23 protein-coding genes and 1 pseudogene are annotated in these 24,474 nt (G+C 71.6%); 11 read left to right on the top strand and 13 right to left on the bottom strand.

Going from position 1 to position 24,474, the window contains the following annotated elements:
- The 6 genes from nadA to H4J02_RS06380 all read right to left on the bottom strand — a co-directional run bounded on the left by nadA (position 1) and on the right by H4J02_RS06380 (position 5,522).
- The gene (nadA, locus tag H4J02_RS06405; protein ID WP_187676247.1) at positions 1 to 1,290 is read right to left on the bottom strand and encodes a quinolinate synthase NadA; all 1,290 of its coding nucleotides are present in this window, start codon (positions 1,288 to 1,290) and stop codon (positions 1 to 3) included.
- Positions 1,291 to 1,318: 28 nt separating this feature from the next.
- A complete protein-coding gene (locus H4J02_RS06400; RefSeq protein WP_187676246.1) occupies positions 1,319 to 2,002 on the bottom strand; it encodes an NrtR DNA-binding winged helix domain-containing protein in 684 nt (227 codons plus the stop codon).
- Positions 2,003 to 2,157: 155 nt separating this feature from the next.
- On the bottom strand, positions 2,158 to 2,973 hold the full coding sequence (locus H4J02_RS06395) for an SDR family NAD(P)-dependent oxidoreductase (protein WP_187676245.1): 816 nt from the start codon (positions 2,971 to 2,973) through the stop codon (positions 2,158 to 2,160).
- Positions 2,963 to 3,508, bottom strand: coding sequence for a hypothetical protein (locus tag H4J02_RS06390; protein WP_187676244.1), 546 nt, complete (start codon positions 3,506 to 3,508; stop codon positions 2,963 to 2,965). The genes H4J02_RS06395 and H4J02_RS06390 overlap by 11 nt, the downstream gene beginning before the upstream one ends.
- 34 nt (positions 3,509 to 3,542) lie before the next feature.
- Complete coding sequence (locus tag H4J02_RS06385; RefSeq protein ID WP_187676243.1) at positions 3,543 to 4,097, bottom strand: hypothetical protein; 555 nt, start codon at positions 4,095 to 4,097, stop codon at positions 3,543 to 3,545.
- Positions 4,098 to 4,166: 69 nt separating this feature from the next.
- A complete protein-coding gene (locus H4J02_RS06380) occupies positions 4,167 to 5,522 on the bottom strand; it encodes an FAD-binding oxidoreductase (protein WP_187676242.1) in 1,356 nt (451 codons plus the stop codon).
- A gap of 140 nt (positions 5,523 to 5,662) precedes the next feature.
- Here H4J02_RS06380 and H4J02_RS06375 point away from each other — a divergent pair, with 140 nt between their 5' ends.
- Both H4J02_RS06375 and H4J02_RS06370 read left to right on the top strand, forming a co-directional pair.
- Complete coding sequence (locus H4J02_RS06375) at positions 5,663 to 7,135, top strand: AlkA N-terminal domain-containing protein (protein ID WP_187676241.1); 1,473 nt, start codon at positions 5,663 to 5,665, stop codon at positions 7,133 to 7,135.
- Between the two features lie 10 nt (positions 7,136 to 7,145).
- The gene (locus H4J02_RS06370; protein ID WP_187676240.1) at positions 7,146 to 7,901 is read left to right on the top strand and encodes a glycosyltransferase family 2 protein; all 756 of its coding nucleotides are present in this window, start codon (positions 7,146 to 7,148) and stop codon (positions 7,899 to 7,901) included.
- A gap of 21 nt (positions 7,902 to 7,922) precedes the next feature.
- On the opposite strand, the gene H4J02_RS06365 is transcribed toward H4J02_RS06370, so the two are convergent.
- A complete protein-coding gene (locus H4J02_RS06365; RefSeq protein WP_262406248.1) occupies positions 7,923 to 8,840 on the bottom strand; it encodes an alpha/beta fold hydrolase in 918 nt (305 codons plus the stop codon).
- A gap of 28 nt (positions 8,841 to 8,868) precedes the next feature.
- On the opposite strand from H4J02_RS06365, the gene H4J02_RS06360 reads away from it, so the two are divergent.
- The 4 genes from H4J02_RS06360 (at position 8,869) to H4J02_RS06345 (ending at position 11,604) form a co-directional block, all read left to right on the top strand.
- The gene (locus tag H4J02_RS06360; RefSeq protein ID WP_262406247.1) at positions 8,869 to 9,363 is read left to right on the top strand and encodes a DUF6328 family protein; all 495 of its coding nucleotides are present in this window, start codon (positions 8,869 to 8,871) and stop codon (positions 9,361 to 9,363) included.
- Positions 9,363 to 10,394 (top strand): YihY/virulence factor BrkB family protein, encoded by a 1,032-nt coding sequence (locus tag H4J02_RS06355; RefSeq protein ID WP_187676238.1) that lies wholly within the window; start codon positions 9,363 to 9,365, stop codon positions 10,392 to 10,394. The genes H4J02_RS06360 and H4J02_RS06355 overlap by 1 nt, the downstream gene beginning before the upstream one ends.
- 62 nt (positions 10,395 to 10,456) lie before the next feature.
- The gene (locus tag H4J02_RS06350) at positions 10,457 to 11,338 is read left to right on the top strand and encodes an SDR family oxidoreductase (RefSeq protein WP_187676237.1); all 882 of its coding nucleotides are present in this window, start codon (positions 10,457 to 10,459) and stop codon (positions 11,336 to 11,338) included.
- Positions 11,338 to 11,604 (top strand): Rho termination factor N-terminal domain-containing protein, encoded by a 267-nt coding sequence (locus H4J02_RS06345; protein WP_187676236.1) that lies wholly within the window; start codon positions 11,338 to 11,340, stop codon positions 11,602 to 11,604. Before H4J02_RS06350 ends, H4J02_RS06345 begins: the two co-directional genes overlap by 1 nt.
- Positions 11,605 to 11,627: 23 nt before the next feature.
- Here the strand turns inward: H4J02_RS06345 and H4J02_RS06340 are convergent, their stop codons facing one another.
- Together H4J02_RS06340 and H4J02_RS06335 are read right to left on the bottom strand one after the other, a co-directional pair.
- Positions 11,628 to 12,434 carry a CPBP family intramembrane glutamic endopeptidase gene (locus H4J02_RS06340; RefSeq protein ID WP_187676235.1) on the bottom strand — a complete coding sequence of 269 codons (807 nt, stop codon included), beginning with the start codon at positions 12,432 to 12,434 and terminating at the stop codon, positions 11,628 to 11,630.
- 41 nt (positions 12,435 to 12,475) lie between these two features.
- A complete protein-coding gene (locus H4J02_RS06335; RefSeq protein ID WP_187676234.1) occupies positions 12,476 to 13,432 on the bottom strand; it encodes a Ku protein in 957 nt (318 codons plus the stop codon).
- A gap of 75 nt (positions 13,433 to 13,507) precedes the next feature.
- Here H4J02_RS06335 and H4J02_RS06330 point away from each other — a divergent pair.
- Both H4J02_RS06330 and H4J02_RS06325 read left to right on the top strand, forming a co-directional pair.
- Positions 13,508 to 15,983 (top strand): annotated as a pseudogene (locus H4J02_RS06330) (ATP-dependent DNA ligase).
- Positions 15,984 to 16,000: 17 nt separating this feature from the next.
- Positions 16,001 to 16,162, top strand: a complete 162-nt coding sequence (locus H4J02_RS06325; protein ID WP_187676233.1) for a hypothetical protein — start codon at positions 16,001 to 16,003, stop codon at positions 16,160 to 16,162.
- 21 nt (positions 16,163 to 16,183) lie between these two features.
- On the opposite strand, the gene H4J02_RS06320 is transcribed toward H4J02_RS06325, so the two are convergent.
- The 3 genes from H4J02_RS06320 to H4J02_RS06310 form a co-directional block, all read right to left on the bottom strand.
- Positions 16,184 to 17,686: an aspartate ammonia-lyase gene (locus tag H4J02_RS06320; RefSeq protein ID WP_187676456.1), complete on the bottom strand. Its 1,503-nt coding sequence runs from the start codon at positions 17,684 to 17,686 to the stop codon at positions 16,184 to 16,186.
- 149 nt (positions 17,687 to 17,835) lie between these two features.
- Positions 17,836 to 18,060, bottom strand: coding sequence for a hypothetical protein (locus tag H4J02_RS06315; RefSeq protein ID WP_187676232.1), 225 nt, complete (start codon positions 18,058 to 18,060; stop codon positions 17,836 to 17,838).
- The gene (locus H4J02_RS06310) at positions 18,057 to 19,199 is read right to left on the bottom strand and encodes an inorganic phosphate transporter (protein WP_187676231.1); all 1,143 of its coding nucleotides are present in this window, start codon (positions 19,197 to 19,199) and stop codon (positions 18,057 to 18,059) included. The genes H4J02_RS06315 and H4J02_RS06310 overlap by 4 nt, the downstream gene beginning before the upstream one ends.
- A gap of 136 nt (positions 19,200 to 19,335) precedes the next feature.
- Between H4J02_RS06310 and H4J02_RS06305 the strand changes: the two genes are divergently transcribed.
- On the top strand, positions 19,336 to 19,665 hold the full coding sequence (locus H4J02_RS06305; protein ID WP_187676230.1) for a hypothetical protein: 330 nt from the start codon (positions 19,336 to 19,338) through the stop codon (positions 19,663 to 19,665).
- Between the two features lie 6 nt (positions 19,666 to 19,671).
- On the opposite strand, the gene H4J02_RS06300 is transcribed toward H4J02_RS06305, so the two are convergent.
- Positions 19,672 to 22,203, bottom strand: coding sequence for an RNA helicase (locus H4J02_RS06300; protein ID WP_187676229.1), 2,532 nt, complete (start codon positions 22,201 to 22,203; stop codon positions 19,672 to 19,674).
- Positions 22,204 to 22,379: 176 nt separating this feature from the next.
- On the opposite strand from H4J02_RS06300, the gene H4J02_RS14010 reads away from it, so the two are divergent.
- Both H4J02_RS14010 and H4J02_RS06290 read left to right on the top strand, forming a co-directional pair.
- On the top strand, positions 22,380 to 23,636 hold the full coding sequence (locus H4J02_RS14010; RefSeq protein ID WP_262406245.1) for a DUF2510 domain-containing protein: 1,257 nt from the start codon (positions 22,380 to 22,382) through the stop codon (positions 23,634 to 23,636).
- Entirely contained in the window at positions 23,633 to 24,469 is an 837-nt protein-coding gene (locus H4J02_RS06290; RefSeq protein WP_187676228.1) for a DUF2510 domain-containing protein, read from the top strand. Before H4J02_RS14010 ends, H4J02_RS06290 begins: the two co-directional genes overlap by 4 nt.
- The last annotated feature ends 5 nt before the right edge of the window (positions 24,470 to 24,474 follow it).

Here is a 24,474-nt window from a genome sequence, read left to right as displayed (position 1 = left end):
TCAGGCCTTCGGCTTCGCGTCGAGCATGCGCTGCAGGGCGACCCGCGCATCCGCGGCCACGGTCGCGGGCACCTCGATGCGGTTGAGCGTCTCGCCCGCGACGAGCGCCTCGAGCACCCACGCGAGGTAGCCGGGGTGGATGCGGTACATCGTCGAGCAGGGGCACACGACGGGGTCGAGGCAGAAGATCTCGTGCTGCGGGTACTCGGCCGCGAGGCGGTTGACCATGTTGATCTCGGTGCCGATCGCGAAGGTCGTCGGCTCGGTCGCCGCGGCGACGGCCTTGCGGATGTAGTCGGTCGAGCCCGCCTCGTCTGCCGCGTCGACGACGGGCATGGGGCACTCGGGGTGCACGATGACGCGCACGCCCGGGTGCTCGGCGCGGGCCTGGTCGATCTGATCGACGGTGAAGCGCTTGTGCACCGAGCAGAAGCCGTGCCACAGGATGACCTGCGCCGAGAGCAGGTCGTCGCCCGCGTTGCCGCCGAGGGGCTTCCGCGGGTTCCACATGGGCATCGCCTCGAGCGGCACACCCATCTTCTTCGCGGTGTTGCGGCCGAGGTGCTGGTCGGGGAAGAACAGCACCCGCTGCCCGCGCTCGAACGCCCACTCGAGCACCGTCTCGGCGTTCGAGCTCGTGCACACGATGCCACCGTGGCGACCGCAGAAGCCCTTGAGCGCCGCCGAGGAGTTCATGTAGGTCACGGGGATGACGGGCACGCGCCCATCCGCATCCGGCTCGGTGCCGTAGAGCGCCTCGAGCTGGGCCCAGCACTCCTCGACCGAGTCGATGTCGGCCATGTCGGCCATCGAGCAGCCGGCGGCGAGGTTCGGCAGGATCACCTGCTGGTGCGGCTGAGCGAGGATGTCGGCCGTCTCGGCCATGAAGTGCACGCCGCAGAACACGATCGCCTCGGCGTTCGGCACCGTCTGGGCGGCGTTCGCGAGCTGGAACGAGTCGCCGAGGAAGTCGGCGTGCTGCACGATCTCGTCGCGCTGGTAGAAGTGCCCGAGGATCACGACGCGGTCGCCGAGCGTCTGCTTCGCGGCCCGGATGCGCGCGTGCAGCTCCTCGGTCGACGCGCGCTGGTACTCGACGGGCAGCGCGCCCTGGCGCGGCGAGCCGACGGGGATGACGTCGCCCATCGACGAGCCCGGCCCGTACTGGAGCACGCCGTCGAACTCCCACGGAGCCTTGGCGAGCGCGGGGCTGCACGCCTCGGCGGGCTTGCCTGCGGCATCCCGCCCGGTCGTGCGGATCAGCTGGATGGTCGTGTCGACGGAGGCCACGGTCGTACTTTCTGTCGGGTGGTGGGGTTCAGCGGACGCCGGCCGAGGTGAGCGGGCCGTTGTCGACCAGCTCGACGGATGCGTCGTAGCGGTAGAGGCGCGGCGGTCGGTGCCGCCCGCCCGTGACGTGCTCGCCGGTCGGCACGAGCACGCGGCTCGCCTCGATCTGGCGTCGGAAGTTGGCGGGGTCGAGGGGCTTCTGCAGCACGATCTCGTGCACCTGGCGCAACTGGGTCAGCGTGAAGGTGGGGCCCAGAAAGGCGTGTGCGATGCGCGAGTACTCGAGCTTCGTGCGCAGGCGCCACAGCGCGTACTCGACGATGAGGTTGTGGTCGAAGGCGAGCTGCGGGAGCTCGTCGGCGGGGAACCACGCGACGTTGTCGTCGGTCACGAGCTCGACCTCGTCGCCGCGCACGAGGGCCCAGTAGACGACCGAGACGACGCGGCCCGACGGTGAGCGGTCGGGCTCGCCGAAGCAGTAGAGCTGCTCGAGGTAGGCAGGGGTCACGCCCGTCGTCTCGGCGAGCTTGCGGGCGGCGGTGTCGGCGAGGCTCTCCCCCGCATCCGCGGCGCCGCCCGGCAGCGCCCACAGGCCTTCGAACGGGTCGCGGGTGCGGCGCACGAGCGGGATCGAGAGAACGAGCGTGCCGGCGGAGTCCGGGCGCAGGGCGAAGATCACGGTCGAGACCGCGAGGTCGATGCCTGTGCTCATGGGGACTCCGGTAAAGGTCAGAATGACCCGAACAGGAGCATCCTATCACTTCAGGTCACCCTGACCCCAACTCACCGAGCGGTCACACGCAGCAGCCCTTCGCGTCGGGCGGCAGAGATAGCTGGCGCGGCACGGCAAACGCGCCAGCGTTTGGCCTAACGCGTGAGAAGACCCGCATCGAGCGTGTACTGCGCGCCCGTGACGTAGCGGGCGCGGTCGCTCACGAGGTAGCGCACGAGCTCTGCGACGTCCGAGGTCTCGATCCACGGCACGCCGGGCAGCAGGTTGCCGGCGCTGCGCTCCGCGATCTCCTGCGGCGTCGCGCCCTCCATCGCCGCGAGCCCGTCGTTCATGGGTGTGTCGACGCCCGTCGGGTGGATCGACACGACGCGCACGCCGAACGGCGCGAGCTCGATCGCCCACGCCTTCGTGAGGCCCGTGAGGCCGTGCTTCGAGGCGACGTAGTGCGAGAGGCGGTTGCCGCCGCGCAGCCCCATGACGCTCGAGTTGTTGACGATGACGCCGTGCTCCGAGCGCTTGAGGTGGGGCACGGCCGCGCGCGCGACGACGAACGGACCCGTGAGGTTGATGCCGATCATCGCGTCCCACTCGGCGTCGGTCATCGACTCGAGTTCGGCGTAGGCGACGATGCCCGCGTTGTTGACGAGGATGTCGATGCCGCCGAACTCCGCGACGGCCGCGTCCACGGCCCGCTGCACGGCATCCGCGTCGCGCACGTCGGCGAGGGCGGGGATGGCGCGGCCGCCCGCCTCGCCGATCGCGACGACGAGCTCCTCGAGCTCGGCCGTCGTGCCCTGCGCGTACGCGGGGTACTCGAGCTGCGCGCCCACGTCGAGCGCCACGACGTTCGCGCCGTCCTCGGCGAGGGCGAGCGCGATCGCGCGACCCTGCCCGTGCGCGGCGCCCGTCACGAGGGCCGTGCGTCCCGCGAGCGGACGCTCAGTCGACACGCGTGTCCCCGGGCTTGCGGAAGTCGTAGAGCACCTCGTCGAGCGGCACGCGGCCTACCGTGTTGAAGAGGTTCGTCGCGACCATGAGCCCCGCGAAGGCCACGAGGATGAGGCGCAGCTTGGGCGAGAAGGCCTGCTCGAGCCGCGCGCGGAACTCCGCGGGGATGTTGTTGGGTTCGGTCGCGATCATGCGCCCCCACTCGAGCAGCAGCTGCTCGGTCTCGGTGACCTGGGGGTTGTCGGGGTCGTCGCCCGACTCGATGAGGATGCGGCGGAAGAACACCGAGCACACGAGGCAGTCGTTGGCATCCGAGATCGCGTAGGAGAAGAGCGACACGGCGCGCTCGCCGATGTACGGCTCGAGCTCGTCCTTGAGCGTGTACCACTCCATGTAGGCGTCGAAGCTCGGCACGTGGCCGAGCAGCGTGCGCTTCATGTTGGTGATGCGGCCGCCGTGCAGTTCGACCTGGCGCTCGGCCGCGGCGAGGGCCTCCGCGGAGAGCTCCGCGTCCTCGGACATGGGCAGGAAGGTCATGCGCCCAGCCTAGGACGCACCTCGGCCCGCGACGTCAGGCTGCGACGGCGGACGACGTGTCGACGGGAGGCACCTCGTCGAACACGCCGCGTCGGATCGCCTGGAAGACCTCGACGGCGGCCTCGGCGAGCTTGCCGTGGCCCGCGAGCACCGCGCGACGGGCGCGGAGGTCGTCATGGATGGCGAGGTCGCCCTCGCCGTCGACGATGCGGGCGCCGAGCGAGCGAGCCCACGCGGCGGTCATCTCGGCCACGATGGGCTCCTGCGAGACGACGCGCACGCCGTCGCCGCGGCTGAACGGGCGCGTGCGGACGAGGGCTCGTGCGACGAGTCCCGGGCCGAGGTACGAGACGACCTGCTCGTCGGTGATCCAGCGCGGCACGCCGAGCACGTCGCGCTGCGGGCGCAGCACGAGCTCACCCAGCTCCTCGCCCGAGTCGCGCCAGGCGACGCGATCGCGGGGTGCGAAGCCGTTGGTGTCGGGTCCGGCGGCATCCACGGTGCCGACGACGAAGCCCCGGCCCCGGAGGGTCGGGCGCAGGCGGAGGACGCCCGTGGTCGGGCGCGGGACGGCGAGGCGCGTAGTCATATCGACTGCTACAACATCCCCCGGGGCCGGATCATTCCCGAGCGCAGGCTGTGAGCACCCTGCGAGTGCTCAGAACACCTTGCCGGGGTTCATGATGCCCGCGGGGTCGAAGACGGCCTTGATGCGGCGCTGCAGCTCGAACCCGTCGTCGCCGAGCTCCTCCCGCAGCCAGCGTCGCTTGAGGGTGCCGACGCCGTGCTCGCCCGTGAGGGTGCCGCCGAGGCGCAGGCACGCGCGGAACATTTCGTCGGCGGCCGCCCACACGTGGTCGGGCACCTCGAGGTGCCCGCCCGCGCCCGCGTCCGGGACGACGAAGTTGGGGTGCAGGTTGCCGTCGCCCGCATGGGCGACCGTCGGGATCCGGATGCCGTACCGCCGCTCGATGTCCCCGATCGCCGCGAACATGGCCGGCAGGGCGGTGCGCGGCACGGCGACGTCCTCGATGAGCACGGCGCCCAGACGCTCCATCGCGGGGTGGAAGGCGCGACGCACCGCGAAGAGGCGCTCGCCCTCGGCCGCGTCGGCGGCGCGACGCGCGACGCCGCCGTGCTCCGCGATGAGCGCGGCCACGGCATCCGCCTCCTCCCCCGCGGACGCGCCGTCTGTCTGCACGAGGAGCTGAGTGCCCGCGAGCTCGATGCCCAGGTACTCGCCGATCGCGGCGGTCGCGGAGGCGTCGAGCAGCTCGAGCGCGGCGGGGCGCACACCGGATGCCGTGATGGCAGCGGAGGCGCGCGCGGCGCTCTCGACGTCGGGGAACGCGGCGCTCACCGTGACGACCTCGCCGCGCGCGAGCGGACGCAGCCGCAGGGTCGCCTCGACGACGATGCCGAGGGTGCCCTCGGAGCCGATCACGAGGGCCGTGAGGTCGTAGCCCGTGACGCCCTTGACCGTGCGGTGCCCGAGCTCGAGGAGGCGGCCGTCGGCGAGCACGAGCTTGAGCCCGAGCACGGCCTCGCGCGTGACACCGTACTTGACGCACATGAGCCCGCCGGCGTTCGTCGCGATGTTGCCGCCGATCGTCGAGATGGCGCGGCTCGCAGGGTCGGGTGCATACCAGAGGCCGTGAGCGGCGAGCGCCGTGTTGAGGTCGGCGTTGACGACCCCCGCCTCGACGACGGCGAGCTCGTCGTCGGGCGAGATCTCGAGGATGCGGTTCATGCGCGCCGTCGACACGACGAGCTCGCCCTGCTCCGCGATCGCGCCGCCCGCGAGACCCGTGCCGGCGCCGCGCGGCACGACCGGTACGCCGTGGCGGCTCGCCCAGCGCAGCGCGGCCTGCACGTGGGCGAGCTCGCGCGCCTCGACGAGCGCGAGGGGCGCGGATGCCGACACGCGTCCCGACTTGTCGGCGCGCAGGGCGTCGAGCGCCGCGGGGGCGGTCACGAGGGCCTCGCCGAGCTCGGCTCGCAGTTCGTCCAGCACGGTTCGAGGCTAGCCGGGTCGATGGTCTCGAGACGCGTCGCCTGCGGTGGCGCTCCTCGACCACCCGGGTGGTGGCCGCCCCGGGAGCTTGTGTCCGAAAACCGCGAGTCGATGTCGCCGGCGCGTGCGAGGGTGAAGGCATGGGTGAGGAGCAGACGCTGTTCGACACGCGCTACCGCGCGCTCGCTTCGCGCGACTCGCGCTTCGACGGCCAGTTCATCGCGGGGGTGCATTCGACGGGCATCTACTGCCGCCCGAGCTGCCCCGCCGTCACGCCCAAGCCCGGCAACGTGACCTTCTACCGCACGGCCGCGGCCGCCCACGAGGCCGGGCTCCGCGCGTGCAAGCGCTGCCAGCCCGACGCGATCCCCGGCTCCCCCGACTGGAACCTGCGCGACGACCTCGCTGCCCGCGCGATGCGCCTCGTCGAGGACGGGGTCGTCGAGCGCGAGGGGGTCGAGGGGCTTGCCCGCCGCCTCGGCTACTCGAGCCGCCACCTCACGCGCGTGCTCACGACGGAGCTCGGCGCAGGTCCCCTCGCCCTCGCCCGCGCGCACCGCGCCCAGACTGCCCGCACGCTGCTCGCCTCGACCGAGCTGCCCATCGCCGACATCGCGTTCGCGGCGGGCTTCGGCAGCCTCCGCCAGTTCAACGACACGATCGCCGCCGTGTACCGTGCGACGCCGAGCGAGCTGCGCGCGCTGAGCCGTCGCGGGCGCGCGGGGGCGGCCGTCGACCCGGATGCGGCGGGCGGCGCGCTCACGCTCCACCTCGCGGCGCGCGCACCGCTCGACACGGCGGGCCTCTTCCGTTTCTTCGCCGACCACGCCGTGCCCGGGCTCGAGCACGGCGACGACACCTCGTTCACGCGTCCGCTCGCCCTGCCCGGCGGGCCCGCGACGATCGAGGTGCGCGCCGACCGCGAGCGCTCGGGGCTGCGCGCGACCGTGCGGCTCGCGCGGCTCGCGGATGTCGGGGTCGCGGTCTCGCGCATCCGTCGCGCCTTCGACCTCGACGCCGACGCCGTCGCGATCGACGACGCACTCGGCGCCGACCCCGTGCTCGCGCCGCTCGCGGCGGCGATCCCCGGCATCCGCATCGCGGGCTCCTTCGACCCGGCGGAGGCGCTCTTCCGCGCCCTCGTGGGCCAGCAGATCTCGGTCGCCTCGGCCCGCACGACGCTCGGCCGGCTCGTCGCCGACCTCGGCGGCGGCGCGTTCCCGAGCGCCGAGACGATCGCAGCGCGCGGACGCGAGGTGCTGCGCGGCCCCGCGAGCCGTATCGACGCGATCGTGGGCGTCGCGGAGGCGCTCGCCGAGGGCCGCCTCGTGCTCGACATCGGCATGCCGCTTGCCGACTTCCGCGCCGCCCTGCTCGCCCAGCGCGGCATCGGGCCCTGGACCGCCGACTACCTCGCGATGCGCTCGCTCGGCGCCCCCGACGTGCTGCCCGTCGACGACCTCGTCATCCGCCAGAGCGCCGCCGCGCTCGGGCTCCCCGACGACCGGACGGGCCTCGCGCGGCACGCCGTGCGGTGGTCACCGTGGCGCAGCTACGCGGCACTGCACCTGTGGCGGGCGCGGCCCGCGCGCGCGAGCGCCCGCCGGGCGTAATCTGTCAGCCGTGACGACGATCTCCGTGGTCATCCCGGCCCGCAACGACGCTGAGATGCTCGCCGCCTGTCTCGAGGCGCTCGCGGCGCAGACGCGCCCCGCCGACGAGGTCGTCGTCGTCGACAACGGCAGCTGGGACACGACCGCGCTCGTGGCGCGTGCCGCGGGGGCGCGGGTCGTCTTCGAGGCGGAGCCCGGCATCCCGCAGGCCGCCTCGGCGGGCTACGACGCCGCCGTGGGCGAGCTCATCGCGCGGCTCGACGCCGACAGCGTGCCGCCCGCCGACTGGATCCAGCACGCCGTCGAGCGCTTCGAGCGCGAGGCCGAGCTCGGGGTGCTCACCGGCATCGGCGACTTCTACGGCGCGACGCCGCTCGTGCACACGCTCGGCCGCGTCATCTACCTCGGCGGCATGCTCGTCGCCCTCACGCCCTACCTCGGCCACCCGCCGATCTTCGGCTCGAACTTCGTCATGCGTCGCGAGGTGTGGGAGGAGCTCGCGACCGAGGTGCACCGCAACACGCGCGAGATCCACGACGACCTCGACCTGAGCCTCCACATCAAGCCGTGGATGCGCGTCGTCTACGACGCGCAGTTCCGCGTGCAGGTGTCGGCGCGGCCGTTCGCGACGTTTGCGGGCCTCAAGCGCCGCGTCAGCTGGGTCGTGCCGACGCTGCGCGACCACGAGACGCCGTGGGCGCGTCGGCGCTCGCGTCGCCGCTGGAACGCGTCCCAGCGCCCGCCGGCGCGCATCCGCCGCGGCTGAGGCAGAGGCTGAGGCAGAGGCTCAGCGCCCCTCGGCGTCGCGGTAGAGGCGCAGCATGTCGCGCACGAGCTGGTGCGGCGTCGTCTCGCACGGGCTGTGGCCGGTGCGGTAGACGGCCATCCGCGCCCCGAGCCGCTCGGCGTGCAGCGCGTAGCGTTCGACGGGCCACAGGTCGTGCTCGCTCGTCGCCACGAGCACGGGCACGCCGGATGCGCGAACGCGCTCGGCGACATCCGGCGCGGCCTTCATGAGCCCCACGATGTCGTCGATGCACTCGCGGCGCGTGAGGTCGAAGCGGCCTATGACGAAGGCGAGGCGCGACGCGTCGACCTTGTTGAGGTTCGACCCGATGCCCCAGATCATGAGGCCGGCGCCCTGCCGCGGCGTCACGAGGTGCGAGATCCAGCCGATCCGCTTGACGTGGCGATAGGAGTTGCCCGCGTCGGGCGGCGTCGTGAGGAGGGTGAGCGAGCGCACGAGCTCGGGGCGGCGGGCGGTCACGAGCTGCGCGACGATGCCCGCGAACGAGTACCCGAGCAGGTGCGCGGGGCCGCCCGACTCGAGCAGCGCCTCGAGGTCGGCCGTGAAGAGCGGGTAGTCGTAGTGGCCGCCGCGGGGCGGACCGGCCGAGGCCGACTCGTAGTTGCCCGCGAGGTCGTAGGCCTGCACGTAGTAGCCCGCCTCCGCGAGCAGGGGCAGCATGAGCGCGAAGTCCTCCTTCGACCCGGTCGCCCCGGGGGCGAGGAGCACGCGCGGATGCGACGGGTCGCCGAGCGACACGACGGCGAGCGGACCGCTCGGGGCCTCGAACACCGACCGCACGGAACCGGGCACGGGAGCGGCCCAGTCGGTCGGGCCGATGGCGGCGTCGAGCGCGACGGGATCGGCTGCTGCGGCGGCGCTAGCATCCGCCGCAGGGTCGGGCAACGGGGCGGTCACGCGAACACGATAGCCGTAGCATGCCGCCATGGCCCTAGACGACGACGCCATGCCGGGAGACGGGCGCGAGGAGACCGAGACGGAGCGCCTCGACCGCAACTGGAACGACATCCTGCAGGAGACCCGCGTCGTGCAGACCGGCACGCAGATCCTCACGGGTTTCCTGCTCGCGATCGCCTTCCAGCAGCGCTTCGAGGACCTCGACGGCTACCAGCTCACGGTGTACCTCGTGCTCGTGAGCTTCGCTGCGCTCGCGACGATCCTCGCCATCGCACCCGTGAGCCTGCACCGCACCCTCTTCCGTCAGCGCGCCAAGAAGCACATCGTCGCGACGGCGAACGTGCTGCTCATCGCGACCCTCGCGGCCGTGCTCGTGACGCTCTCGGGCACCGCGGTGCTCATCTTCGACATGGTCGTCGGGCACGGCATCGGCTTCATCGCGGGCGCGGCCGTGCTCGTGCTCGGCATCTGCGCGTGGTTCGTGGCGCCCGGCCTCGCGCGCATCCGGATGCGGCGCACCTGATGGAGGCGTCGGCCCGTCCCCGCAAGGCCACGCTCCCCCGCGGCAGCTGGCGCGTCGCGGTCGTGCGGGCGTGGCACGGCTTCGTGCGTCACCGCGGCATCGACGCCGCCGCAGCGCTCACGTTCTTCACGACGCTCGCGGCGTTCCCCGCGGCGCTCGCCCTCGCATCCGGGTTCGCGCTCGCCGCGGACCGCAAGCGGGCCGTGCAGGACCTCGTGGCCTTCGCGGGCACGCTCCTGCCCGCCGACATCGCCGACACGCTCGCGGCGCCCCTCGAGGAGCTCCTGGGGCTCGAGAACGCGGGGATCGCGCTCGCTGTCGCGCTCATCCTGCTGCTGTGGACGGCGTCCGGCTACGCCACGGCCTTCGGGCGCGCGGTCAACGCGGTCTACGAGGTGCAGGAGGGCCGGCCGTTCTGGGCGTTCCGGGGGCGCATGCTGCTCGTCGCGGTGCTGCTCCTGGTGCTCGCGACCACGATCGTGCTCGCTCTGCTCGCGACGCCCTCGGCGACAGAGGACATCCTGGGCCGACGCGGCCTCGCGCCGATCGCCGCGACGGTGTGGAACTGGGCGCGGTGGCCGTTGCTCGTGCTGCTCGCACTCCTGTTCGTCGCGACGCTCTACGCGCTCACCCCCAACGTGCGGCACGAACGGATCGTGTGGGTCAGCGTCGGCACGCTCTTCGCGATCGGCACGTGGGCGGTCGCGACGGGCGGGTACGCGCTCTACGTGACGATCGTCGGCGCGTACGGCGCCCTCTACGGGTCGATCGGAACGCTGCTGGTCGCGCTGCTGTGGGGCTACATCACGAACCTCGCGCTCGTCGCGGGCGCCGAGCTCGACGCGGAGTTCGTGCGCCTGCGCCAGCTCGCGCGCGGCATCGACGCGACCGAGAGCATCCGCCTCCCGGCGCGCGACGTGACGCGCGACCACTGGATCGCCCGTCAGCGCGACGAGGACGTCGCCGCCGCCCGCCGCATCCTCGAGGAGGCCCGCGACGACGGCGCGGGACGCCCGGGAGTCCACGGCTAGCACGCACCCGGGGGATGCGGAACCCCCTTGAGGCATCGACTCGCCGGGGGTCGGCTGGTGTCATGAGCGACGAACTGATCAACCCCGCGACCCGCTTCCCGTCCGACGGGTTCCGCCCGCAGGAGCAGGAGCAGCCCGGCCTCACCTCGCGCACGGAGCCCACGCCCGACCACGGCGAGGAGAGCTACCGCGGGTCGGGTCGGCTCGAGGGCATGCGCGCCCTCATCACGGGCGGCGACTCCGGCATCGGTCGGGCCGTCGCCATCGCGTTCGCCCGCGAGGGCGCCGACGTCGCGATCTCCTACCTCCCCGAGGAGGAGGACGACGCCGTCGAGACGGCCTCGTGGATCGAGAAGGCCGGGCGCAAGGCGTGCCGCTACGCGGGCGACGTGCGCTCGGAGGACGAGTGCAACGCGCTCGTCGACCGCACGATCTCGGAACTCGGCGGGCTCGACATCCTCGTGCTGAACGCGGCCTACCAGGAGAACCGCGACGGGCTCGAGAACATCCCGACGCGCGAGATCGAGCGCGTCTTCGACACCAACCTGTTCGCGCCGATGTGGATCGCGCGAGCGGCGATCCCGCACCTCAAGCCGGGCGCCTCGATCATCACGACGTCGTCGATCCAGGCCTTCAACCCCTCGCCCAAGCTCATCGACTACGCCATGACGAAGGCAGCCCAGGTGGCCTTCACGAAGGCGCTCGCGCAGCAGCTGGGAGGCCGCGGCATCCGCGTCAACGCGGTCGCGCCGGGGCCGATCTGGACGCCGCTCATCCCCGCGACGAGCTGGCCCGAGTCGCTGCCGGAGTTCGGCCAGGACACACCGCTCGGCCGCGCCGGTCAGCCGGCGGAGCTCGCGCACGCCTACGTCTTCCTCGCCTCCCCCGAGAACTCCTACGTATCGGGGGCGATCGTGCCCGTGACGGGCGGAAAGGGGCTCTGATGCCTGGATCGCGGAACAACTCCCTCAAGAAGCCGGAGCTCTACGAGGAGCTTCGCGACAAGGGGAACAGCAAGGAGAAGGCCGCGCGCATCTCGAACGCCGTCGCCTCCCGCGGCCAGAAGTCGGTCAGCCGCAAGGGGGGCAAGGCCGAGAACCTCGAGGACCGCACGGTGACCGAGCTGCGCTCGCGCGCGAAGGAGCTCGGGATCTCGGGCTACTCGGGCAAGAGGAAGTCCGAGCTCGTGGACATGATCCGCAACCACTGACCGCGCCGCCCGGGCTCCGCCCGTCAATAGATGAAGATCGGGATCCACTCGGGGTTGTGCGCGTGCACGATCGCGAGGAACACGATCGCGTCGAACAGCAGGTGCACCGCGAGCACGTACCCGAGCGACCGCGTGCGGGCGAACAGGTACCCCTGCAGGAGGGCGAAGGGGAACGTCAGGAGCGGTCCCCACGCCCGGTAGCCGAGCTCCCACAGGAACGACACGAAGATCACGGCCTGCACGAGGTTCGCCTGCCACACCGGGAAGTGCCGGCGCAGCAGGGCGAACACCGTGCAGATGAAGAACAGCTCGTCCCACGTGCCGACCGCGTTGACGCCGACGAAGAAGCGCCCGAGCTGGGATGCGTCGGTGATGTGCGGCCAGTTCGCGTAGGCGCCCGAGCGGATGAAGTAGAACGGCAGGATGAGCCAGCCGAGGAACGGCACGAGGAACAGGTAGGCGATCTCGAGGCGCGTCTTCTTCTCGCGGCTGCGCCACGGGAAGCGGATCTCGCGCCGCCTCAGCAGGAACCTGTCGAGCACGAACGGCGCGGCCACGGCGAGCGCGAGCACGATGCCGATGCGGAAGAACGACGGCCACGACACATCCGCCTCGACCGAGGTCGACGAGACGATCGCGATGCCGACGCCGACGAGGGTGAGGTCGACGGAGAGCTCGCGGTCGACCCACGACGCGAAGACGATCGAGGCGACGAGCACGAGGTGACCCCAGCCGGGCAGCTGGAAGCCGAAGAGCAGCAGAGCGGATGCCGCGACGCCCGACGCCGCGATGAGCGCACGCGGGTCTCGGGCGACGGCGACGGGCTCCACGTCCCCAGCATGCCAGTTCGCCGCGGCGTCGCCGGACGTCGTCAGGCCGACTTGCGGGTCTTCTTGGTCGCCGACTTCGTCGAGGTCTTCGACGCCGTCGTCGACTTCGTGGCCGGGGCCTTCTTCGTCGAGCTCGACGACGACGAGGACGCCTTCTTCGCCGCGGGCTTCTTCGCCGGGGCCTTCTTGGCCGGGGCCTTCTTCGCCGGCGCATCGCCGCCGCGGCGCTTCTCGACGGAGCGCTTGAGCGCCTCCATGAGGTCGAGCACCTCGCCGCCCTCCTCCGTCTCGCGGCCGAAGGTCGCCTCCGTGTCGAGGGCGTCGCCCTGCTCGAGCTTCGCCTCGACGAGCGTGCGCAGCTGCTCCTGGTAGTCGTCGGTGAACTTCTCGGGCGTGAAGTCGGATGCGAAGCTCTCGACGAGCTGCTTCGACATCTTGAGCTCGGACTCGGAGATGCGCGGCGTCTCGTCGAGCTCGGGGAAACGTGCCTCGCGCACCTCGTCGTCCCACAGGAGCGTCTGCAACATGAGCACCCCGTCGCGCACCCTCAGGGCGGCGAGGCGCGTCTTCTGGCGCAGCGCGAACTTGACGATCGCCGTACGGTCGGACTCCTCGAGCGTGCGCATGAGCAGCACGTAGGCCTTCGTCGACTTCGAGTCGGGCGAGAGGTAGTAGCTCTTCTCGAACATGATCGGATCGATCTGCTCGGTCGGCACGAACTCGACGACGTCGATGTCGCGCGAGCGCTCCACGGGCAGCGCCGCGAAGTCGTCGGCCGTCAGCACGACCGTCTGGTCGCCGTCCACGTACGCCTTCTGGATGTGCTCGTAGTCGACGGTCTCCCCGTCGATCTCGCACACGCGCTTGTAGCGGATGCGCCCGCCGTCCTTGTCGTGCACCTGGTGCAGCGGCACGTCGTGGTCCTCGGTGGCCGAGTAGAGCTTCACCGGCACGTTCACGAGGCCGAAGCTCAGCGAGCCCTTCCAGATCGAGCGCATCCCGTCATTGTCGTCCCCCGCGCCCCCGCTGGGAACCCCATTGTCGGCCCGTGGAGCGCGGGATAGGGTGCCCGGATGACACCCCCGAGCGATCGGAACGCGGAGCAGTACGTGAGCGTCGGCGGCCACCGCCTGCGCATCACGAGCCTCGACAAGGTGCTGTACCCGGAGACCGGGACGACCAAGGCCGAGGTCATCGACTACTACACGCGCGTCGCGGACTTCCTCATCCCGCACGCGAAGGACCGACCCGCGACGCGCAAACGCTGGGTGTCCGGCGTCGGCACCTCGGAGAAGCCCGGGCAGGTGTTCTTCGAGAAGAACCTGCCCGACTCGGCGCCCTCGTGGATCGCACGGCGCGAGATCCAGCACAGCGACCACGTCAACACGTACCCGCTCATCAACGACCTGCCGACGCTCGTGTGGCTCGCCCAGCAGAACGCGCTCGAGCTGCACGTGCCGCAGTGGCGTTTCGGGCGCGGCGGCACGCGCCGCAACCCCGACCGGCTCGTGCTCGACCTCGACCCGGGCGAGGGCGCGGGGCTGCCCGAGTGCGTCGAGGTCGCGAAGCTCGTACGCGACATCCTGAAGGACATCGGCCTCGACCCGCTGCCCGTCACGAGCGGCAGCAAGGGCATCCACCTGTACGCCGCGCTCGACGGGAAGCAGTCGAGCGACCAGGTGTCGGCGATCGCGCACGAGCTCGCACGCTCGCTCGAGGCCGACCACCCGGACCTCGTCGTGAGCGACATGAAGAAGTCGCTGCGCGGCGGGAAGGTGCTGCTCGACTGGAGCCAGAACAACGGCTCGAAGACGACGATCGTGCCGTACTCGCTGCGCGGGCGGCTCCGCCCGACGGTCGCGGCGCCGCGCACGTGGCGGGAGCTGCTCTCGCCGAACCTCCGTCAGCTCGAGTTCGGCGAGGTGCTCGAGCGCCTCGCGAAGAAGGGGGATCCGCTCGCCGAACTCTCGGCGAGCCACCCACCTCGGGACTGAGGTCGACGAGCGCCTCGGCACCTACCGCTCGATGCGCGACGCGGGGAAGACGCCCGAGCCCATGGGCGGCGGGCGCGAGGCGGGCGACGCCGACGAGCCGATGTTCGTCATCCAGGAGCACCACGCGACGCGCCTGCATCACGACTTCCGCCTCGAGCACGAGGGCGTGCTCGTCTCGTGGGCCATCCCGAAGGGCCTGCCCACCGACCCCGGGAAGAACCGCCTCGCCGTGCAGACCGAGGACCACCCGATCGAGTACGGCTCGTTCGAGGGCACGATCCCGAAGGGCGAGTACGGCGCCGGCACCGTGACGATCTGGGACACGGGCACGTACGAGCTCGAGAAGTGGCGCGAGGGCGAGGAGGTCATCGTGACCATCCACGGTCGCAACCACGGCTCGCACCGGCTCGCCCTCATCCGCACGGGCGGCGACGACGCCAAACCGCAGTGGCTCATCCACCTCATGAAGGACCAGACGCCCCACCCCGAGCACGACGACGCGAAGCCCTACCGCAAGCCGCCGTCGACGTCCGCGGGGCGGGGCCTCCGCCGCGGCAAGACGGTCGTCGGCTCGCGCAAGCAGAGCGCGGGAATGGTGCACCCCATGCTCGCGACGGCCGCCGAGCCCTCCGAGCTCGCGGGGAGCGACGGATGGCGCTTCGAGATGAAGTGGGACGGCTTCCGCGCCGTCGCGCGCGTCTCGGGCGACGAGGTCACGCTCACCTCGCGCAACGGCCTCGACCTCACGCCGACGTTCCCCGAGCTCTCCGTGCTCGCCGAGGCCGTGCGGGGCGACGCCGTGCTCGACGGCGAGATCGTGGCGCCCGACGACGACGGCGTGCCGCGTTTCTCGCGCATCCAGCAGCGGGCGGGGCTCACCAACCCGCGCGACGTCGAGCGAGCCCGCAAGGCCGTCGGGGTGCAGTTCTTCGCGTTCGACGTCATCGAGGAGGCGGGCCGCTCTCTCACGTCGCTCCCCTACGCCGACCGCCGTGCGCGCCTCGCGAAGCTCGTGCGTGAGAACGACCTCGTGAAGGTCCCGCCGGACGCGGGCGACGACCTCGAGGCCGCCCTCGCGACGAGTCGTGAGCTGGGGCTCGAGGGCGTCATGGCGAAGCGCGTCGACTCGCCCTACCGCGAGGGCCGACGCAGCCGCGACTGGCTCAAGTTCCGGCACACCCTCGCGCAGGAGGTCGTCGTGGCGGGCTGGCGTCCCGGTAACGGGGCGCGCGCCGACACGATCGGGTCGCTCCTGCTCGCCGTGCCCGACGGGCACGGGAGCCTGCGCTACGCGGGCCGCGTCGGCACGGGATTCAGCGACCGCGACCTCACGGCCGCGCGGAAGCGCCTCGACGCCCTCGCTCGCAAGACCCCGGGCATCGAGGGCGTGCCCGCCGCCGACGCCCGCGACGCCCGCTGGGTGCGCCCCGAGCTCGTCGGCGAGGTCGAGTACAGCGAGGCGACCGGCGACGGGCGTCTCCGGCATCCGGTGTGGCGCGGCTGGCGCCACGACAAGTCCCCCGCCGACGTGCGGTGGGAGAGCACAATGGGATGAGGGGAAGGAGAGCACGCATGGACCGCGAAGGCATCGACTACGAGCCCAACCTCGACGACGAGCGCCCCGTCCCGCTCGAGGAGGAGGAGCCCTCTCCCCCGCCGACGATCGATCCCGAGGAGCGGATCGAGGAGGACGACGACGAGGACGTCCCCCTCGACGACGAGCGTCCAGCCTGAGCCGCGCGCCCGCCCGATCCGCTACTCGACGATCTTGCCGACGACGACGGGGATCGCCCCGGTCGGCGGCACGATGCCCGAGAGCCGCTCGGGCGAGAGCACGCGCTCGACGTCGTCACGCGCCATGAGCCCGCGACCCACGACGAGGTCGGCGATCGACTCGTTCGTCGTGAGGGCGGTGTGGGCGAGCGCCGCCGCCTCCGTGTAGCCGATGTACGGCGTGAGCGCCGTGACGACGCCGACGCTCGACGCCACCTGGCCCGCGAGCCGCGACTCGTTGGCCGTGATGCCGTCGACGCAGTTGACGCGCAGCGTGCGGCACGCGTTCGTCATCCACGAGAGCGACTGCAGGAGCGAGTGCGCGATGACCGGCTCGAACGCGTTGAGCTGCAGCTGCCCGGCCTCCGCTGCCGCCGTGACCGTCGCATCCGCGCCGATGACGCTGAAGGCGACCTGGTTGACGACCTCGGGGATGACGGGGTTGACCTTGCCGGGCATGATCGACGACCCCGCCTGGCGCGCGGGCAGGTGGATCTCGCCGAGCCCGGCCTGGGGGCCCGACGAGAGCAGGCGCAGGTCGTTGCAGATCTTCGAGAGCTTGACCGCCGCGCGCTTGAGCGTGCCCGAGAGGGTCATGAAGATGCCCGCGTCGGCGGTGGCCTCGATGAGGTCGGGCGCCGTCTCCTGCGGGATGCCCGTGACCTCCTCGAGGTGGCGTCGCACGGCCTCCGCGTAGCGCGGGTCGGCCGTGATGCCCGTGCCGATCGCCGTCGCGCCCATGTTGATCTCGTTGAGCCACTTGACCACCTCGGAGAGACGGTCGTGGTCCTCGGCGAGGGTCGTCGCGAAGCCCGCGAACTCCTGACCGAGCGTCATCGGCACGGCGTCCTGCAGCTGCGTGCGGCCGACCTTGAGCACGTGGGCGAACTCGCGTCCCTTCGCGCGGAAGCTCGCCGTGAGCAGCACGTGCTCGGCGAGCAGGCGCTGCAGGCTGAACACCATCGCGAGCTTGATGGCCGTCGGGTAGACGTCGTTCGTCGACTGGCTGCGGTTGACGTCGTCGATCGGGTGCAGGTGGGCGTAGTCGCCCTTCTCGTAGCCGAGCTCCTCGAGGCACGCGTTCGCGATGACCTCGTTGGTGTTCATGTTGGTGCTCGTGCCGGCGCCGCCCTGGATGACGCCGACGACGAACTGGTCGTGCAGCTCCCCCGCGACGATGCGCTCGCACACCCGGTCGATGACCTCGGCCTTCGTCGCGTCGAGCACGCCGATCTCGCGGTTGGCGCGTGCCGCGGCCTGCTTGACGCGCGCAAGGGCCCGGATGAGGTCGGGGTAGTTCGAGATCGCGCGGCGCGTGATCGGGAAGTTCTCGAGCGCCCTCGCGGTATGGATCCCCCAGTACACGTCGGCGGGGATCTCGAAGCTCCCGAGGGAGTCGGATTCGGTGCGGGTGGGGCCGTCGCCTGCGAGCAGTTCGCGAGCCCGATCGGGGCCCGTCGTGATGTGGTCGCCCTCGACGACCATGAACTGCTCGGAGGCGGTCAGACCGGTCGTGTCGGACATCGCGCATCTCCTTCGATGGGGTGTGATGCGAGTCTATGTCGGCGTGCGCATGTGCGCCCCGCGGGGCGCGTCCGAGCGCGCGGGCCCCGTCGGTCGGCTCGGATGAGCGATCAGGCGGCGCCGAAGAGCACCATGAGATGGTCGCCCACGATGAGGTAGAGCCCGAAGACGACGGCGATGCCGCACAGCACGAACATCGTGACCGACACGGGGCGACGCCAGGCCGCCTTGCCGTCGCCGAGACGCAGACCGAGGGAGAAGAGCGTCACGACGAGGCACGCCGACACGAGGGATGCGATGACGACCGTGAAGAACGCCAACCAGTCGATGGTCATCGGCGGGCCTTCCGCTTCTTGGGACGCACGAACACGCCGGGCTCGGGCTGGTGCAGGTTGCGGTGGTCGACGTGGCTGCGGCGCGACCAGAGGAAGATGCCGCCGATCGCGATGAGCGCGAGCACGACGGCCGCGACGATGCCCCACACGCCGAGGCTCACGAGGAGCGCCGCGGCGGCGCCCACGGCACCTGCCGCGGGGATCGTGATGAGCCAGCCGAGGGCGATACGACCCGCCGTGCGCCACTTGACCGAGGCGCCCTTGCGGCCGAGGCCCGTTCCGATGACGGAGCCCGACGCGACCTGGGTCGTCGAGAGGGCGAAGCCGAGGTGCGTCGACGCGAGGATCGTGGCGGTCGTCGCGGACTCGGCCGCGAAGCCCTGCGCGGGCTCGACCTCGGTGATGCCGCGGCCCATCGTGCGGATGATGCGCCAGCCGCCCGAGTAGGTGCCTGCCGCGATCGCCACCGCACACGCCGCGATCACCCAGAACTCCGGACCGCTGTTGACCTCCTGGAAGCCCGCCGCGATGAGCGCGAGCGTGATGACGCCCATGGTCTTCTGCGCGTCGTTGGTTCCGTGCGCGAGCGACACGAGGCTCGCGGTGAAGATCTGGCCCTTCTTGAACCCGTCGCGCTCGCGCTTGCGCGTGATCTTGTACGCGATCTTCGTGGCGAGGTAGGAGACGAGGCCCGCCGTGACGGGCGCGAGGATCGCCGGGATGAGGATCTTGGAGGTGAGCACGCCGCCGTCGATCGCGCCGATGCCGGCGCCGACGATCGCCGCGCCGATGAGGCCGCCGAAGAGCGCGTGGCTCGACGACGACGGCAGCCCGAGGAGCCACGTGACGAGGTTCCAGACGATCGCGCCGATGAGTCCCGCGAGGATCAGCTCCGGCCCGATCTGCACACCGCCGTCGCCCTCGCGGATCAGGCCGCCCGAGATCGTCTTCGCCACCTCGGTGCTGAGGAACGCACCGACGAGGTTGAGCACCGCCGCGAGGGCGACGGCGGCCTTCGGCTTGATGGCGCCTGTCGCGATGGGGGTCGCCATCGCGTTGGCGGTGTCATGAAAGCCGTTGGTGAAGTCGAAGAAGAGGGCCAGCGCGATGACGAGCGCTACCAGAATCAGGGGGTCCACTGCGGGCTATCCAAACATGCCGTGGGAATGCCCGGCAACTCGTGACCGAAACCCCCGGACGGGGGAATGTCGCGCCGCGCGACGCGGCCCTAGCATCCGGACCAGGAGTCGGCCCGAACCGGCAGGAGAAGCTCGCATGCGCTCTCGAGCGCTCGGCGTGATCGCCATCGCGGCGATCATCGTCGCAGCAGTCAGTTTCGCCGTGGTCGACATCTCGACCTCGGCCGCGAGCGGCTGCCTCGACACCACCGACCCGTGCACCGACCGCGTCACGCCGGGGGTCGCCACGGCGTTCGCACTCGTGGGAGCGGTCGCACTCGTGGGGGCCGTCGTGCCCGCCGTCCTCTGGATCGTGCAGAACCTCAGCACGCGCCGCGAGGCGCGGCAGACCGACGTCGACTACTCCCGCGGCCCGTCCGCTCGCGTGCGCGACGACGAGGACGACGAGGAGTCGACGACCCGCTGACGCCCCTCAGAGCCGCCTGAGCCCCGCGACGCGCACGACCGCGGTGCCCTCCGCGCGGGACGCCTCGAGGTCGACGACCGCGTCGATGCCCCAGTCGTGATGACCCGCCGGGTCGTCGACGATCTGCCGCACCTCCCAGCGGTCGGCGTGCTCGGTCACGACGATGCGCGCCGAGGAACGCGCATCCGGACCGGTGCCGATGACGTCGTGCTCGTCGTAGTAGGCGTCGAGCGCCTCGGGCCACCCCGCGTCGGGGTCGAGCGCGACGAGCTCGTCGTCGTTCTGCAGCGCGGCGGCCTGCACGCGTCGCCACAGCTCGTTGCGCACGAGCACCATGAAGGCGCGGCGGTTCGTCGTGACGTCGGGAGGCGGGGGCGGCAGGGCGGGCCCAGCGGCCTCCTCGGTCGCGCGCTCGGGGTCGATGAGCGCCGACCACTCGTCGAGCAGGCTCGAGTCGACCTGGCGCACGAGCTCGCCGAGCCACTCGACGACGTCGCGCAGCTCCTCGGTCTTCGCGTCGTCGGGGATGGTCTGCCGCGCGGCACGGTACGCGTCGCTCAGGTAGCGCAGCACGAGCCCCTCGCTGCGGCCGAGCTGGAGGAACGAGACGTAGTCGCCGAAGCCCATCGCGCGCTCGTAGAGGTCGCGCACGACCGACTTGGGGCGCAGCTCGTAGTCGCGGATCCAGGGCTGGCTCGACGCGAAGGTCTCGTAGGCCTGCTCGAGCAGCTCCGCGAGCGGCTTGGGCCACGTGATCTCCTCGAGGAGCTCCATGCGCTCCTCGTACTCGATCCCCTCCGCCTTCATCGCGGCGACGGCCTGGCCGCGCGCGCGGAACTCCTGCTGCACGAGCACGGGCCGCGGGTCGTCGAGCGTCGCCTCGATGACGCTCACGGCGTCGAGGGCGTAGCCCGGCGCATCCCTGTCGAGCAGCTCGAGAGCAGCGAGCGCGAAGGGCGAGAGCGGCTGGTTGAGGGCGAAATCGGGCTGGAGCTCGACCGTGAGGCGCACGCGAGCCGTCCCGTCGAATCCGCCGCCCGACTGCTCGACGACGCCCGCCGTGCGGAGAGTGCGGTACAGGGCGATCGCGCGGCGGGCGAGGGCCGCGCGGCGCGCCGCCGGCTCGTGGTTGTCGCGCACGAGGTCGCGCACGGTGCGGAAGGCGCTCCCGGGCTCGGATGCGGGCGCGTCGGCGCCCGGACGGGACAGCAGCTGCAGGAGCATGGCGGCGGTCATCCGCATCGAGCTCGCGAGGGGCTCGGGCTCTGCCGCGATGAGCCGCTCGAAGCTCGCGGGACCCCAGCTCACGAACCCGTCGGGCGCCCGCTTCTTGACGATCTTGCGCTTGGCCTTCGCGTCGTCGCCGGCCTTGGCCGCCGCGCGCGCGTTCTCGATCTCGTGCTCGGGCGCGAGCGCGACGACCTCCCCCGCCGTGTCGAAGCCCGCGCGCCCCGCGCGGCCCGCCACCTGGTGGAACTCGCGTGCCGTGAGCTGGCGCATGCGCGTGCCGTCGAACTTCGTGAGCCCTGTGAGCAGCACGGTGCGGATGGGCACGTTGATGCCGACGCCGAGGGTGTCGGTGCCGCACACGACCCGCAGAAGTCCCTGCTGGGCGAGCTGCTCGACGAGCCGTCGGTAGCGCGGCAGCATTCCCGCGTGGTGCACGCCGATCCCGGAGCGGATGAGGCGGCCGAGCGTCTGCCCGAAGCCCGTGGAGAAGCGGAAGCCCCCGATCGCCTCGGCGATCCGGTCGCGCTGCTCGCGCGTCGCGACGCGCACGCTCGCGAGGGCCTGCGCCCGTTCGACCGCCGCGGCCTGCGAGAAGTGCACGATGTAGACGGGGGCGAGGCCGTCCGCGAGGAGCTCCTCGACGACCTCCTGCACGGGCTGCACGAGGTAGCGGTAGTGCAGCGGCACGGGGCGCTCGACGCCTGTCACGCGCGCCACCTCGCGTCCCGTGCGCCGCTCGAGGTCCGTGGCGATCGGCGACACGTCGCCGAGGGTCGCCGAGAGCAGCACGAAGCGCGCGCGGGACAGCACGAGCAGCGGCACCTGCCACGCCCATCCGCGTTCCGGGTCGGCGTAGAAGTGGAACTCGTCCATGACGACCGAGTCGACCTCGGCATCCGCCCCGCGCCGCAACGCGATGTTCGCGAGGATCTCCGCCGTGCAGCACACGATCGGCGCGTCGGGGTTGACGCTCGAGTCGCCCGTGACCATCCCGACGTTCTCGGCTCCGAAGAGCGCCACGAGCTCGAAGAACTTCTCGCTCACGAGCGCCTTGAGGGGCGCCGTGTAGAAGGAGCGGCGCCCCTGCGCGATCGCCATCGCGTGCGCCGCGACCGCTACGAGCGACTTGCCCGTGCCCGTCGGCGTGCTGAGCACGAGGTGCCTCTCGAGCGCGAGCTCGAGCACGGCCTCCTCCTGCGCCGGGTAGAGCGCGAGACCGCGCGAGCGGGCCCAGGCGTCGAACGCCTCGAGGAACGCGTCGGGATCCCACGGATGCGGGAGACGCGACACGAGGTCGTCAGAGGCCATCCGACGAGTCTGCCCCACGACGGGGGTGGACGCCCGTGTCCCCAGGCTTGGGGGGAGCCTCATACCTATCGGGGCCCGGGAGGCCGCCCATATCATGACGGACGACGAACGAGTCGTTCCGCCGGGGGGAAGCATCCGAACTCCCTCCCCGAGGGACGCGGTGAGGAAGGTATCTCATGGCGGAAGAGGAAGGCCATGTGCCGGCGGGGTGGTACCCCGATCCGCTCGGGCTTCCCCAGCTGCGCTGGTGGGACAACCACGCCTGGACCGAGCACACCTCGGATGCGCGACAGCCGATGGTCGCCCAGGAGACCGTCACGGCGAAGCTCGCCTACGCCGACGACGACGAGCCCCTGACGCAGCGCGAGGACCTCGCGACCGACAGCGGCTCGGCTCAGCCGACCGCCGAGCCCGCCTTCGCGGCCGCCGACCCCGTCAAGTCGCTCGAGGCTCCCGCTGCCCAGCTGCGGCTCGAGGAGGAGGTCGTCTCCCCCGGACTCAAGTACGCCCAGGAGCACGTCATCGAGGACGCGCCGACGAGCGCGCCGTTCCTCCTCGACACGAGCTACGACGACCTGCTCGGCGTACCGATCGACCCGACGCAGGCGCAGCAGCCCGCGGCGCGTCCGGCCTTCACGCCCTCGTTCGAGCCCATGCCGACCTTCCAGGTCGACCCGAACGCGGCCGCCGGCGTCGGCACCTTCACGACGACCAACTTCGACCCGTCGTCGTTCAGCAACTTCACCTACACACCCTCGGTGCTCGCCGACCACGACCCCGCGCAGCCGCTCACGCGCCGCGCGGTCATGGCCGAGAACGGCCTCTCGATCAACACGGGACCCGTGTGGATCATCGCGCTCATGCCGATCATCATGCTCATCCTCGCGCTCATGTTCCTCGTCGCGGGCGACGCAGGGCGCGACTCGACGCTCTTCGCGGGCATCATCCTCGGCGGCTCGTACCTCACGACGATCGTGCTCGCGGTCATCGACCGCGTCATGCTCACGCGCATGGGCCACACGCGCACGGCGAACTGGGACTGGGCGTTCCTCGGAGCCCCCGTCTACCTCATCGCGCGGATGTCGAACGTCGTCCGCGAGACCGGCCGTGGCCTGCGTCCGTTCCTCACCTGGTCGGCCCTCACGATCGTGCTCATCGGCTCCGCCGTCGCCATCCCGGGCATCGTCATGGCGCTCGCGCCCGGCGTGTTCTCGGACGAGGCCGAGCAGTCGATCTCCGAGCAGGCGACCCTCATCGGAGCGAACGTCAACGCCACGTGCCCGGACGTGCCGCCGCTGCTCGTCGGCGACACCATGGTCTGCAGCGCCGTCACGCCCACCAAGGTGGCGAACGTCGTCGTGAGCCTCCAGCGCAAGAACGGCTGGATCGACTGGCGCGTCGACGACTGGGGCGTCTTCTCGACGAACCGATGAGTCTCCCCGACATGGTCGAGTACGACCGCTCCGAGTCCGACCCGAGAGAAGAAGAGGTGACCCGCGTGACCGATCAGGCGATCCGCGTGGTTCCGGCCGGTTGGTACGAGGACCCGTCCGACCCCGCTCAGGTGCGCTGGTGGAACGGCATCGCCTGGACCGACCACACGCAGTCGAAGCCCGACCTCGACGCCGCGGACGACCTCGAGGAGAGCTTCGCGGGGCCCGCCGCCGTGCGCAGCCGCACGCGCATCCGCCCGACCGCCACGATGGAGAGCTGGATCGTGGCGTTCACGCCCGTGCTGCTGTTCGCGGCGCTCTTCGTCGGAGTGTGGGCCTGGCTCTATGTCGAGCCGACGTTCCTCGTGGCGGGCATCGTGCTCGCGTTCGTCTACCTCGTCACGGTCGTCGTGGCGATCCTCGACCGCCGCAAGCTCGCCCGATGGGGGCACACGCCGCCGCCGTTCGCGGCCGTGCTCCTGACGGCGCCCGTCTACCTGCTCATCCGCGCCCTCAAGCTCCCCAAGAGCTGGGGACAGCTCATCGGCTGGGCCATCTCGGCCGTGCTGCTGCTCGGGGGCCCCGCCGCGGCGTGGGGCGCCGGCGCGCTCACGAGCGTCGAGATCGCGACGAAGATCCAGTACGAGATCCGGCAGGAGCTCGTCGGCAGCGGACAGGCCTCGGCCGTGTCGTGCCCGCCGATCGCCGACACCATGACGGTCGGCTCGATCTACACGTGCGCCGTGACGCGCCCCGATGGCGGCGAGGGCAAGCTGTGGGTCAGCATCGACTCGGACCACGGCGACTACAGCTACTCCTTCGCGATCCGTTGATCCGC

Origin of the sequence: Protaetiibacter sp. SSC-01, from assembly GCF_014483895.1 — a bacterium.
In the GTDB taxonomy this organism is placed as follows: Bacteria; Actinomycetota; Actinomycetes; order Actinomycetales; family Microbacteriaceae; genus Homoserinibacter.
The sequence above is the reverse complement of the archived record's forward strand: the minus strand, read 5'-3'. Positions and strand labels throughout refer to the sequence as shown.

What these genes read in the sequence shown, in the direction of transcription:
- H4J02_RS06400 (WP_187676246.1), bottom strand. Translation starts at nt 2,002, where the DNA reads ATGAGCACAGGCATCGACCTCGCGGTCTCGACCGTGATCTTCGCCCTG.
- H4J02_RS06390 (WP_187676244.1), bottom strand. Translation starts at nt 3,508, where the DNA reads ATGACCTTCCTGCCCATGTCCGAGGACGCGGAGCTCTCCGCGGAGGCC.
- H4J02_RS06385 (WP_187676243.1), bottom strand. Translation starts at nt 4,097, where the DNA reads ATGACTACGCGCCTCGCCGTCCCGCGCCCGACCACGGGCGTCCTCCGC.
- H4J02_RS06375 (WP_187676241.1), top strand. Translation starts at nt 5,663, where the DNA reads ATGGGTGAGGAGCAGACGCTGTTCGACACGCGCTACCGCGCGCTCGCT.
- H4J02_RS06360 (WP_262406247.1), top strand. Translation starts at nt 8,869, where the DNA reads ATGGCCCTAGACGACGACGCCATGCCGGGAGACGGGCGCGAGGAGACC.
- H4J02_RS06355 (WP_187676238.1), top strand. Translation starts at nt 9,363, where the DNA reads ATGGAGGCGTCGGCCCGTCCCCGCAAGGCCACGCTCCCCCGCGGCAGC.
- H4J02_RS06350 (WP_187676237.1), top strand. Translation starts at nt 10,457, where the DNA reads ATGAGCGACGAACTGATCAACCCCGCGACCCGCTTCCCGTCCGACGGG.
- H4J02_RS06345 (WP_187676236.1), top strand. Translation starts at nt 11,338, where the DNA reads ATGCCTGGATCGCGGAACAACTCCCTCAAGAAGCCGGAGCTCTACGAG.
- H4J02_RS06335 (WP_187676234.1), bottom strand. Translation starts at nt 13,432, where the DNA reads ATGCGCTCGATCTGGAAGGGCTCGCTGAGCTTCGGCCTCGTGAACGTG.
- H4J02_RS06325 (WP_187676233.1), top strand. Translation starts at nt 16,001, where the DNA reads ATGGACCGCGAAGGCATCGACTACGAGCCCAACCTCGACGACGAGCGC.
- H4J02_RS06320 (WP_187676456.1), bottom strand. Translation starts at nt 17,686, where the DNA reads ATGGTCGTCGAGGGCGACCACATCACGACGGGCCCCGATCGGGCTCGC.
- H4J02_RS06315 (WP_187676232.1), bottom strand. Translation starts at nt 18,060, where the DNA reads ATGACCATCGACTGGTTGGCGTTCTTCACGGTCGTCATCGCATCCCTC.
- H4J02_RS06305 (WP_187676230.1), top strand. Translation starts at nt 19,336, where the DNA reads ATGCGCTCTCGAGCGCTCGGCGTGATCGCCATCGCGGCGATCATCGTC.
- H4J02_RS06300 (WP_187676229.1), bottom strand. Translation starts at nt 22,203, where the DNA reads ATGGCCTCTGACGACCTCGTGTCGCGTCTCCCGCATCCGTGGGATCCC.
- H4J02_RS14010 (WP_262406245.1), top strand. Translation starts at nt 22,380, where the DNA reads ATGGCGGAAGAGGAAGGCCATGTGCCGGCGGGGTGGTACCCCGATCCG.
- H4J02_RS06290 (WP_187676228.1), top strand. Translation starts at nt 23,633, where the DNA reads ATGAGTCTCCCCGACATGGTCGAGTACGACCGCTCCGAGTCCGACCCG.